The 10,141-nt window shown below is 48.9% G+C and carries 13 protein-coding genes and 1 tRNA gene; 7 read left to right on the top strand and 7 right to left on the bottom strand.

Annotated elements, in window-relative coordinates:
• Window positions 1–30: 30 nt before the first annotated feature.
• The 4 genes from ACCI49_RS22250 to ACCI49_RS22235 all read right to left on the bottom strand — a co-directional run bounded on the left by ACCI49_RS22250 (window position 31) and on the right by ACCI49_RS22235 (window position 1,340).
• On the bottom strand, window positions 31–261 hold the full coding sequence (locus ACCI49_RS22250; RefSeq protein ID WP_371841431.1) for a hypothetical protein: 231 nt from the start codon (window positions 259–261) through the stop codon (window positions 31–33).
• Window positions 262–299: 38 nt separating this feature from the next.
• Window positions 300–641 carry a Panacea domain-containing protein gene (locus tag ACCI49_RS22245; RefSeq protein ID WP_371841430.1) on the bottom strand — a complete coding sequence of 114 codons (342 nt, stop codon included), beginning with the start codon at window positions 639–641 and terminating at the stop codon, window positions 300–302.
• Window positions 619–879, bottom strand: coding sequence for a Panacea domain-containing protein (locus tag ACCI49_RS22240; RefSeq protein WP_371841429.1), 261 nt, complete (start codon window positions 877–879; stop codon window positions 619–621). Before ACCI49_RS22240 ends, ACCI49_RS22245 begins: the two co-directional genes overlap by 23 nt.
• A gap of 384 nt (window positions 880–1,263) precedes the next feature.
• Window positions 1,264–1,340, bottom strand: a tRNA-Arg gene (locus ACCI49_RS22235).
• A 187-nt stretch (window positions 1,341–1,527) separates the two neighbouring features.
• Between ACCI49_RS22235 and ACCI49_RS22230 the strand changes: the two genes are divergently transcribed.
• Entirely contained in the window at window positions 1,528–1,947 is a 420-nt protein-coding gene (locus ACCI49_RS22230; protein WP_371841428.1) for a c-type cytochrome, read from the top strand.
• Between the two features lie 79 nt (window positions 1,948–2,026).
• Here the strand turns inward: ACCI49_RS22230 and rep are convergent, their stop codons facing one another.
• On the bottom strand, window positions 2,027–4,060 hold the full coding sequence (gene rep / locus ACCI49_RS22225; protein WP_371841427.1) for a DNA helicase Rep: 2,034 nt from the start codon (window positions 4,058–4,060) through the stop codon (window positions 2,027–2,029).
• A gap of 123 nt (window positions 4,061–4,183) precedes the next feature.
• Between rep and ACCI49_RS22220 the strand changes: the two genes are divergently transcribed.
• The 6 genes from ACCI49_RS22220 to ACCI49_RS22195 all read left to right on the top strand — a co-directional run bounded on the left by ACCI49_RS22220 (window position 4,184) and on the right by ACCI49_RS22195 (window position 8,832).
• Entirely contained in the window at window positions 4,184–4,432 is a 249-nt protein-coding gene (locus ACCI49_RS22220; protein WP_371841426.1) for a DUF3565 domain-containing protein, read from the top strand.
• Window positions 4,433–4,434: 2 nt separating this feature from the next.
• Window positions 4,435–4,887 (top strand): YaiI/YqxD family protein, encoded by a 453-nt coding sequence (locus tag ACCI49_RS22215; protein WP_371841425.1) that lies wholly within the window; start codon window positions 4,435–4,437, stop codon window positions 4,885–4,887.
• A gap of 14 nt (window positions 4,888–4,901) precedes the next feature.
• Window positions 4,902–5,477, top strand: a complete 576-nt coding sequence (locus ACCI49_RS22210; RefSeq protein ID WP_371841424.1) for a GNAT family N-acetyltransferase — start codon at window positions 4,902–4,904, stop codon at window positions 5,475–5,477.
• Between the two features lie 127 nt (window positions 5,478–5,604).
• Window positions 5,605–6,567: an alpha/beta hydrolase family protein gene (locus ACCI49_RS22205; protein ID WP_371841423.1), complete on the top strand. Its 963-nt coding sequence runs from the start codon at window positions 5,605–5,607 to the stop codon at window positions 6,565–6,567.
• Between the two features lie 10 nt (window positions 6,568–6,577).
• Entirely contained in the window at window positions 6,578–7,441 is an 864-nt protein-coding gene (gene bla / locus ACCI49_RS22200) for a subclass B3 metallo-beta-lactamase (protein WP_371841422.1), read from the top strand.
• Between the two features lie 89 nt (window positions 7,442–7,530).
• On the top strand, window positions 7,531–8,832 hold the full coding sequence (locus ACCI49_RS22195) for an amidohydrolase family protein (protein WP_371841421.1): 1,302 nt from the start codon (window positions 7,531–7,533) through the stop codon (window positions 8,830–8,832).
• A 313-nt stretch (window positions 8,833–9,145) separates the two neighbouring features.
• Here ACCI49_RS22195 and ACCI49_RS22190 read toward each other — a convergent pair whose 3' ends face one another.
• Complete coding sequence (locus ACCI49_RS22190; RefSeq protein ID WP_371841420.1) at window positions 9,146–9,403, bottom strand: hypothetical protein; 258 nt, start codon at window positions 9,401–9,403, stop codon at window positions 9,146–9,148.
• Window positions 9,404–9,592: 189 nt separating this feature from the next.
• A complete protein-coding gene (locus tag ACCI49_RS22185; RefSeq protein WP_371841419.1) occupies window positions 9,593–9,880 on the bottom strand; it encodes a putative quinol monooxygenase in 288 nt (95 codons plus the stop codon).
• Between the last annotated feature and the right edge of the window lie 261 nt (window positions 9,881–10,141).

Here is a 10,141-nt window from a genome sequence, read left to right as displayed (position 1 = left end):
TCGTTTGGAAAAATACATCAGCTTATGAGGCTACTTGGCTGACACAGAGTTTTGAACACCCTCTTTTTTACTGGACACCTTTATTTTCCAGCTTGGCTTATACTTGCCGGGCAGGTGTTCCAGCTTATTACCCACTTTCAATGGCGAAATGAAATTACTATAAACTTTTTTAAGTGAGTCTTCACCTAAAACGTTTTCTTTGATTTGTTCGAAAAATCTCTTTCCAATGAGGATACGGGCTGGAATTTTGCTTTCTGCCACAGGCGATTCCTAATGCATTTGCTTTTGTACGCCAATGCTTAGTTGAAGCTGACTGATTTTGCCCACTGTACAAAATCATCTGCACTTTGAATCTCATCGGGAACGGCGATGAAATCATTAGCCAGAGAACCTTCAATAGAGGAAAGGTCTGATTTCAAAGAGAAGCCTTCCATGTCTACTTTGGAGTTGAAAAAAGCTAAAAGTTCCGGCTCGGTAATGATACCACCATCTGCCACTTTGCCATCAGAGCTATGTTGTAGCCAAGGGCTTTCATTATGAGTTAGATTTTTGAGTTCCCATCCGGTTTTATAACCGTAAGTGTCCAGAACGTAATCAATTAGTTCAGATTGGAGGGGACTAACTGCAATATCTTGAGCCAAAAAAGTAACAGGTATTGCTTGGGAGCCATAACGCTTTGTAAGCGTGATAAACGGTACCTATAACTGGCCCATGGCGCCATGCCTCTATGCTATCAAGAAAGAATGGAGTGCCAGTACATGCTAAGTGGTACCCCTGAATGTAATACAAAAGCTTTTGCAGTTTTAAGTTGCAGACAGAGATCCCCTTACTTGTAGCTTGGGATATCAAGACACGGGATAACTCAATTGAGCTGAGCATACTTTTCCTTAGCCTGCTATATCGTTGTTATTTTCGGCAAATTTGAAAAGTCGCTTATCTATAGACACTAAGCCCTTCCATTCGTCCTTGCAAGGGTTCGTTTGGAAACGGTGCGCGATCATACAGGTACAATTGTAGCGGGCAATGTGCATGATTGATTGGAGTGTCATGCCACAAGCTCAAAACGAAAAAATCATGCCCTAGAGTATTTTACCCTGATATAGAGGCTTATGTTGGCCCCTACCCCTAGAGGAGGATTAGCTTCGCCCCTCGGGCTCGCTGCTCTCCGGCAGCTTTGCTGCCTCCGAGTCGAACCTGAATTCGAACGAAGCCTGGGAGTTAACCATATATAAAAAAGCCCGCTTGTGCGGGCTTTTTTATATATGGCCCGCCCGAGAGGATTCGAACCTCTGACCTTCGCCTCCGGAGGGCGACGCTCTATCCAGCTGAGCTACGGGCGGTTAATTGGCACTGTGCCAGTGGGAGGCGGATTATACAGAAGGGTGGAGGCGTACGAAAGGACTTATGGCAGGGTTACGCAAACTTTGGCAGTAGGCGGCACAGTGCTTATAATGCGCGGCGTAGAAGTTTGCGGCAGTAAATCGATAGTCTACGGGCCATCTCACTTCGGCCTTTTGGGGGAATAGTATGAAGAGTATTTTGGGTATTGTGGCGGTACTGGCCGTCAGTGCGGCTGCGGCAGTGGCCCAGCAATCTGTTGACGAGGAAATTGCAGAGCGTATCGCTCCAGCAGGTGAGACATGCATGAAGGGCGAGGAGTGCGCGGCGGCAGTAGCGGCGGCTCCAGAGGGTGCTAGCGCCGGTGGTCGCAGTGGTGGGGATATCTACAATGCCAGCTGCCAAACCTGCCATGCCGCTGGCGTAGCTGGCGCACCCAAGTTAGGTGATGCCGCTGCCTGGGCACCGCGTATTGCCAAGGGCATGGACACTCTTTATACCAATGCCATCAACGGTATCAATGCCATGCCGCCTAAAGGGCTGTGTATGGATTGTAATGATGGTGAGATTAAAGCCGCTGTGGACTACATGGTGGATAACAGCAAGTAAGCTTCTACTTACTGTCAAAAAAGGCCGCTCATTGAGCGGCCTTTTTTGTTCGTAGAGTTGATCGACTGGACCAAGCTTATCAATCAAACATACTCAACAAAGACCCCAAAGTTTCCTCACCCTTCGCTTGGTTTTGCTCCGGTGTCGCCTTACCAAATCCCTCCAACAACACATCCTCTTCCGGCAACTCGTCGATAAAGCGGCTGGGCGTAGTGTCCTGGGTTTCGCCAAACTGTTTGCGCTTGCCCGCTAGGGTCATGGTGAGGGTGCGCTGGGCGCGGGTAATGCCTACATAAGTGAGACGGCGCTCCTCTTCGATGTTGTCGTCTTCAATACTGTTGCGGTGGGGAAGTAAGTTCTCTTCCATACCGATCATAAACACGTGGGGGAATTCCAAGCCCTTGGCGGCGTGCAGGGTCATCAGGCTCACCTTATCGGTGGCTTCCTCTTCTTCCTGGCGCTCCAACATATCCCGCAGGATCAGTTTGGAGATGGCTTGTTCCAGGCGAATATCCTGCTCCAGCTCATCGTCGGTGCCCTCCATAATCTTGTTGAGACTCTCCAGCAGCCAATACACATTCTCCATGCGCTTCTCGGCGACCTTCTCGCTGCTGGCGTTTTGCGAGAGCCAGCCGGCGTAGTCGATATCCTCCAGCATCTCGCGCAGGGCGCCATTGGCGGTGGTATCACGACAGTTGCGCTGCACCCCTTCGAGCCACAGGGCGAAGCGATTCAGGCGTTCGTAGCCCTGCTCGTTGATATGCTCCTTAAAGCCCAATTCCGAGCAGGCTTTGAACATGGAAATCTCGCGGCCCTTGGCGTAGTTGCCCAGGGCTTCCAGGCTGCTGGTACCGATTTGGCGGCGCGGGGTATTGATAATGCGCAAGAACGCGTTGTCATCGTCTGGATTTACCAACAGGCGCAGGTAGGCCATCACGTCCTTGATTTCAGCGCGGGCAAAGAAGGAGGTGCCGCCGGACATCTGGTAGGGAACCTGGTGCTCCTGCAGCTTCATCTCAAGGAGGCGCGCCTGGTGGTTGCCGCGATAGAGCACGGCAAAATCCATAAACTTGCAGCCGCGGCGGCTCTTTTGCAGAAAGATCTCGTTGGCGACCCGCTCCGCTTCCTCGTTTTCATTGGCCACTTTGAGCACGCGGATCTCTTCACCCAGGCCGCGATCGGACCACAGTGCTTTGTCGAATTCGTGAGGATTGTGGGCGATCAGGTGGTTGGCCACTTTGAGGATGCGGCTGGTGGAGCGGTAGTTCTGCTCCAGTTTGATCAGACGCAGATTGGGGAAGTCGGTCTTCAGCGCACTCATATTCTCCGGGCGCGCGCCGCGCCAGGCGTAGATAGACTGGTCATCGTCTCCCACCACTGTGAGGCCGCCGCGCCCGCCCACCAGCAGCTTCACCAGCAGGTACTGGGAGTTGTTGGTGTCCTGATATTCGTCCACCAGCAGATAGCGAATCTTCTTGCGCCAGCGTTGCAGCAGCTCCGGGTCCTTCTCGAACAGCTGTACCGGCAGCAGGATCAGGTCGTCGAAGTCTACTGCGTTGTAGGCCTTCAGGGCTTCGCAGTACCGGTCATAGGCAATTGCGATAGCCTGCTCACCGGGACTCTGTGCTTGCTCCAGGGCGCGGCGCGGGGTGAGCATATCGTTCTTCCAGTTGGAGATCTGGTTCTGTACCCGATCCAACAGGTCTGTATCCAGGTCGCCATCCCTGAGCATCAGCTCCTTGATCAGGGCGCGGGCGTCTTCGGCATCAAAGATGGAGAAGCCGGGCTTAAAGCCTGCGGCGCGGTATTCCTTGCGCAGGATATTCAGCCCCAGGTTGTGGAAGGTGGACACGGTGAGGCCGTGACTCGCCTTGGAGCGCTTGCCATCCGGGCCCGCCAGCAGCTTGCTTACCCGCTCTTTCATCTCCCGCGCCGCCTTATTGGTAAAGGTGAGGGCTGCGATATTGCGCGCGGCATAGCCACACTGCTCGATCAGGTAGGCGATCTTGCGGGTGATTACGCTGGTCTTGCCGGAGCCGGCACCAGCCAGTACCAGGCAGGGGCCATCGACATACTTCACGGCTTCAGATTGGCGGGGATTGAGCTGGGTCATAGATGGGGCTGCATCTTCGCGTCGCGGAAAAGCGGGAGATTCTAGCAGCCTTGGCTCGAATCCTCCCAGCACCAGTGCGAACCATCGGCCACACATGTACTTTGTACTCGGGATTGGCTATAAATGCGCCTTATTCCCTGCTTGTGTAACCCCATGAAACAACCCATCGCCGGCTACCACCTGGATGAAGAGGATCACTGGGTGGCGGAGCTCGCCTGTGGCCATTTCCAACATGTACGCCACAATCCCCCCTGGACCAACCGGCTCTGGGCGATCACTGAAGAAGGGCGCGAGTCCATGCTGGGTTTCCAACTTAATTGCAAGAAATGCGATGAGGGCGCACCGCCCGATACACTCGAAAAGGTTGTATAGCCATGACAAAACTTTGGGTCGATGCCGATGCCTGCCCGGTAGCCATTAAGGAAATTCTGTTTCGCGCCGCCGAGCGCACTGCCACTGAATTGACACTGGTAGCCAACCAGGCGGTGCGGGTGCCGCCGTCGCGCTACATCCGCTCTGTACAAGTAACTGCCGGCTTTGATGTGGCGGATAACGAGATAGTACAGCGCTGCGAGGCTGGGGATCTGGTCATTACCAGCGATATCCCCCTGGCCGCAGAAGTGATCGATAAGGGTGCTGAAGCCTTGAATCCCCGTGGAGAGCGCTATACCAAAGCCAATATCCGCGCGCGTCTGAATATGCGGGACTTTATGGATACCCTGCGCTCCAGCGGCGTCCATACCGGCGGCCCACCGACCCTTAGCCAGGCGGACCGCAAAGCTTTCGCTGATCAGTTAGATCGGTGGCTGGCAAAGAGTCGTAAATAAATTGAAGGTGTTTAATGCCTGAGCTAATACAACCCACTACCGAACACTTGCAGCTGCGCCAGTGGCGCGAGGAAGACAAGCCAGCTTTTGCCGCAATGAATGCCGATCCCTGTGTGATGGAGTTTTTCCCTTCGCTACTGACACGGGAAGAAAGTGATGCGGGTGTCGATCGTAGTAGCGCACATATAGAAAAGTATGGATGGGGCTTCTGGGCTCTGGAGCTCAGGGAGAGCGGAGAGTTTCTTGGCTTTGTCGGTATAAAAAATGTGACCGATAACCTGCCCTTTGCCCCGGCGGTAGAGATTGGCTGGCGACTGGCTCGCCCCTTTTGGGGTAAGGGTTATGCCAGTGAAGCGGCACGGGCATCTCTTCATGTAGCTTTTAATACTCTGTGTCTTAATGAGGTGGTATCTTTTACGCCGTTACAAAATATTCGTTCCCAAAAAGTAATGGAACGCTTGGGTATGCAGAGGGATTCTCTCGTTTTTGAGCACCCGCAGGTTTCCCGAGAAAGCCCTTTATTGCGTCACTGCCTGTATCGTCTAAGTGCCAGTGATTGGAAAAAATTTGATGTAATTGGCTTCGACTAACCCGGGAACAAATGCTCTTGGCTGGGTTCGGATAAGAAGGCGAAAAATAGGTTCGCTCTCTTATTAATAATAACCAGTCAGATATTTTCTCACTTCCGATGTCAGGTGAGGGTAGGGAGTTCTCGCTATGGGATGGTGGTTTTCTTTTAAGTCGATCTTTATAACGGCTACTGGCCTTTTGCTAATGGTTGTTCATCTCAGCGCATCGGCTGAGCCTTATCTCAAAATCAGTAAGCGCCCGGATGGTACATCACTTTATTGGTCTCTGGAAAAACCAGCGAATAAAGGAAAAATTGGTTTGTTCCTGATGGCCCAGGGCTCAGGCTGTTTACCGGCAATTAAAAACACCACTCTTCAGCAGGCCAAAGAGATGGCTGTGGATTATGCCGTTTTAATGGTAGAGAAATATGGAGTAACCCATACCGACAGCCCCGAAGAACAATTTAAAGATTGTTCTCAGGAATACATAGCCAATCATACTGTTGAGCAGCGTACGGTAGATGTTGAGCAAATTGTTGACGAACTACGCGGGGCCGATTGGTGGAATGGCAAGCTGGTCCTGTTTGGTGGTTCCGAGGGCGGTGACCTTGTTGCCCGATTGGCGCCCAGGTTAAATCCCGATGCCGCAGTGGTTTTTTCAAGCGGGTTGGGGGAGTCGTTTGCCCAGGTGTTAAAGGGTTTGGTTCCACCCTATGTCGCTAAAGAGGTGGATGTCAAACTTGCCTATGCCCGAGCCAACCCCAAAAGCGCGGAAATCTGGGGGGGAAACTCTATGCGTTGGTGGGCCGATGTCGCTGATCGGGTACCGGTCAATGACTTACTGGATAGCCGTGCCCCTGTCTTGTTGATTCAGGGCGCAGAGGATAAATCTGCTCCGGTCAGTTCCGGCCGTGCAGCGAGAGATGCTTATTTTTCCGCCGGGCGCTGTGAGCTGACTTATTGGGAGTATTCTGGTTACGATCACTTTATGACAGATACTGATGGGATCAATCACCGAGGTGAGGTATTCGAGCGGATTACTGGCTGGATTGAAGACGCTGTACTTAATGGAGCTCCTGGCTGTATCTCCGATGCAGGAAAAAAGAAATAGAGACCTATAGATGAATATAAGAATCAAATTAGCCGCAATAGTAATGGCAACTTATTCCAGTATTGCGATGGCAGAAAATTTCCCTGTATTGCCGCAACTGGATACCTATAAAGTGCCGGAATCCTGGCGTCAGCCGGTAGCGCCGCTAAAGATAGCGGATAATACATGGCAGATAGGTACCCAGGGAATTACTTCTTTACTGCTAAAGGGTAAAGAAGGTGCGATTCTAATTGATGGAGGAATGGAGCAGACGGCTGAGCACTTATTGGGAAATATGCGCAGATTGGGAATTGCACCAACCGACCTGAAATTAATCTTGCACAGTCATGCCCATGCAGATCATATCGGTCCCCTGGCCGAGCTAAAACGTATTACCGGCGCCCAGGTAGTGACAAATGCTGAGTCGGCAGTATTGATGGCTCGTGGTGGCGCTAATGATATTCATTTTGCGGATCAAATTTTATACCCATCAGTAAACGCGGACCGTATCCTGCATAATGGAGAGCAAGTTGTCCTTGGGGACTTACGACTTCGTGTACATTTTATTCCGGGGCACACTCCTGGCAGTATGGCTTGGACTTGGCAGGATACTGTTGATAGTAAGGTTATCGATATCGCTTATGTAGATAGCCTTACGGCTCCAGGTTATCAGTTGGTCAATAATCTCCGTTATCCCGATATTGTTCAAGATTACCGAGTGAGCTTTGAGCGGGTGCGTAAATTACCCTGTGACCTACTTATCACACCTCATGCGGGCGCAAGTGGGTGGGTGTTTCATGATACGGCTAAGCGGGAGAGGGCACTTAGTTGTGAGGAATATGCTGATAAGGCTAGTAAAAGTTTGGAGAAAAAACTTGTGAATAATTCAAAATAGAATTTTCCTGGATATATGAAATTACAAAGTTAAATTTTTAATACCCCAAACTTGATTTGAACTGTGATAGATGCTGCAGAGTATATGTGATGTTTATAAGATTTTTAAAAAAGTATTCTAAGAAAAATGCGGGGTCTCAATTTTATTTTTTGAAATTGGCTTGCGTTTTTTCTTTGCTTTTATATCAGCAGGTTACCAATGCTGACACCTTTGCCATTGAAGGGGGGGAGTGGTTTGATGGGGTGGGCTTTAAGCCGGCTACTTGGTTTGTTGACGAGAATGGCCTCTTGACCAAGACTCGACCACAAAAAATTGATTATATCATTGATGCCAGCAAAAAATTTGTAGTACCACCGTATGCCGAGGGGCATAATCATAATCTGCAAAACCCTTGGGGTATTAAGAATTTTGGAGCTTTGCAAGTCCAATCCGGAATTTTTTATAGTGTGCAGATGTGCAGCTTTGGTAAGGGATTGGAAGCGCAGTTCAGTGGCAAAGATACTATGGATGTTTTATTTGCCTCAGACTGCATAACAGCTTCTGATGGACACCCCCTAAGAGTGATTTTAAATGGCAAAAAAAATGTTACCAATGAGGAATTAAAAAACGCTCAGGAAAAGGTCCTAGTGGCAGATGGTAAAGAGGATCTAGATCGAATTTGGGAGAAAGTTAAAGCTAACCATCCCTCTTTTATTAAAATTATACTTGTTGGCAGTGAAAAATTTGAGGAACGGCACGAGGATAAGAAATACCTTGGGGTCAATGGCCTCAATCCGAAGCTGGTGCCTAAAATTGTTGAACGTGCGCATAAATTGGGAATTCCGGTGGTGGCTCATGTGGATACCGCTCATGATGCCATGGTAGCTATAAAAGCGGGTGTAGATGTCTTGGGTCATTTACCTGGGTATCGAATCGCAAGAAACGAAGGATTTGTTAGGCAGGATTATGTGTTAAGCGATGCTGTTATTGCTGTGGCTGCCAAACAGGGTACCAAGCTGATTGCTACCGCCAGTGTGCCTTCTGGGCATAGCTATCCTGAAGATGAATTAAAGGAAATCCAAGAGGTTCAAAAAGATAATCTTTCTCGTTTACGTAATGCGGGCGTACCCTTATTAATGGGAAGTGACAATTTCTCCGGTACGGTGCTTCGTGAGATTCTTTATCTGGATACTCTGGATATTGCGCCGAGAGAAGTATTGTTGAAGTCCCTAACTATGGATACTCCAAAGTGGATGTTCCCAGAGCGCCATCTGGGCTCGTTTGCTAAAGGTGCGGAGGGTAGCTTCTTAATACTAGAGGGCAACCCTCTGGAGAATCTTGGGTTTCTCGACAAGATTTATATTGGTGTTAAGCAGGGGCATATATTAGTCAGTTCCCCAAGCAGTAATTAGCGATAAATTTACTCAGAAATTTTTCTTTGGCCAATATAAGCTTGATTGAATATCCCCAGCTTGATGACCAAGCTGGGATTTAGCCTTTATATTTTACTATCCGTCTTCTGCTTTTATATTTATTTTTCCAACAAGTGATGTACTTTTGGCACAAGATAGAAATACATTAGGGGGACGAGAATTCCTGTGATGGTCAGGGAATTCAGCCCCGTTATAATTTGTAGATCCAGCACTTTTATTGCCAATAGTAATAGTGTGACAATCGGATAATCCAATGCCCATATACACAGGGCGTGTAGTATAGAGTTCTTTATTATTTCAAGCCCTCTGTAAAATTGGATATTATCCGGAAGTCTTCTGGCAACATTTGTTGTAAAAACTGCTTTCCACCTTTAGCGAGTGCTACACATTTGGCTCTGCTGTCCCCGGAATCTGCTTCCATGGTGATAAGCTTATCTATTACCATACTTTTAAGTTTGCAAGTCATTACCGGCCGGGAAACGTCGATACGTTCCACAATTGCTGAAGCCAGTAAGCTATCCCTTTCCGGTTCCCGATCGATCGTGATCATTACCAAAAAACCGCAGCTGGGAAGTTCCATGGTCGGAAAAATATCTCTATAGTTCCCGCAGAAGCAGACTCGTATCCCGCATCATGGTGAGGGCATCCTGAACCGTATAGAGGTTCATTACAGAAGACTGCTTTGCGTACCCCTTCAGTATTTGTTGTGAAGGTGGCTCTTTAAAAAAAGCATAAGGGGTTACGCCAACCTCTCTAGCTTGTTGATCTCCACAGGTTTTTTTAACCATTTTTTATAGGCTTTAAGAATTGGTGCGATATAGGGCGTTGCGTAATGCTTGTCGAGATTTTCCTGACTGCACCACTCTTCGTATAAAAATAAGTTTTTATCATCTTCATGAACAGCAAACTGTGGGCAGTCCTTTTCTTCCAGAGTAATTGGAGCTATGGATAGTATTGCCCGTTTGGTTCGCTCGAAGAACTCTGCCTTGGGTGAGATTCTGGCAATGATAAATAGATGGCATTTCACAGTCGCTTCCCCAAAGCATCAATATAGTTATCCTGATAATTATATTTCGAAGGACGTCAACTGCTAATGGTTATCGTGGCAATCTAGGGAAATGTCATCTATCAACGGTTAAATGACAGGATCCTGGTCTGTAGCAATAACTACCTAGTGGTCCATGCGGAAAATAATGTAACTAATGGAGAATTGTCCGTATAATGTATCTTCTATGCGTACACCTAAACCTTTTCAAGTTTCTGATAATGAAGCGTCCATTCTGAACGA

The sequence above is a fragment of the Microbulbifer epialgicus genome, from assembly GCF_041447265.1.
GTDB classification, from domain to species: domain Bacteria; phylum Pseudomonadota; class Gammaproteobacteria; order Pseudomonadales; family Cellvibrionaceae; genus Microbulbifer; species Microbulbifer epialgicus.
Note: the sequence above shows the minus strand (reverse complement) of the source record. Positions and strands in the feature narration are given on the sequence as shown.

What these genes read in the sequence shown, in the direction of transcription:
- ACCI49_RS22240 (WP_371841429.1), bottom strand. Translation starts at nt 879, where the DNA reads ATGCTCAGCTCAATTGAGTTATCCCGTGTCTTGATATCCCAAGCTACA.
- ACCI49_RS22230 (WP_371841428.1), top strand. Translation starts at nt 1,528, where the DNA reads ATGAAGAGTATTTTGGGTATTGTGGCGGTACTGGCCGTCAGTGCGGCT.
- rep (WP_371841427.1), bottom strand. Translation starts at nt 4,060, where the DNA reads ATGACCCAGCTCAATCCCCGCCAATCTGAAGCCGTGAAGTATGTCGAT.
- ACCI49_RS22220 (WP_371841426.1), top strand. Translation starts at nt 4,184, where the DNA reads ATGCGCCTTATTCCCTGCTTGTGTAACCCCATGAAACAACCCATCGCC.
- ACCI49_RS22215 (WP_371841425.1), top strand. Translation starts at nt 4,435, where the DNA reads ATGACAAAACTTTGGGTCGATGCCGATGCCTGCCCGGTAGCCATTAAG.
- ACCI49_RS22210 (WP_371841424.1), top strand. Translation starts at nt 4,902, where the DNA reads ATGCCTGAGCTAATACAACCCACTACCGAACACTTGCAGCTGCGCCAG.
- ACCI49_RS22205 (WP_371841423.1), top strand. Translation starts at nt 5,605, where the DNA reads ATGGGATGGTGGTTTTCTTTTAAGTCGATCTTTATAACGGCTACTGGC.
- bla (WP_371841422.1), top strand. Translation starts at nt 6,578, where the DNA reads ATGAATATAAGAATCAAATTAGCCGCAATAGTAATGGCAACTTATTCC.
- ACCI49_RS22195 (WP_371841421.1), top strand. Translation starts at nt 7,531, where the DNA reads ATGTTTATAAGATTTTTAAAAAAGTATTCTAAGAAAAATGCGGGGTCT.
- ACCI49_RS22190 (WP_371841420.1), bottom strand. Translation starts at nt 9,403, where the DNA reads ATGATCACGATCGATCGGGAACCGGAAAGGGATAGCTTACTGGCTTCA.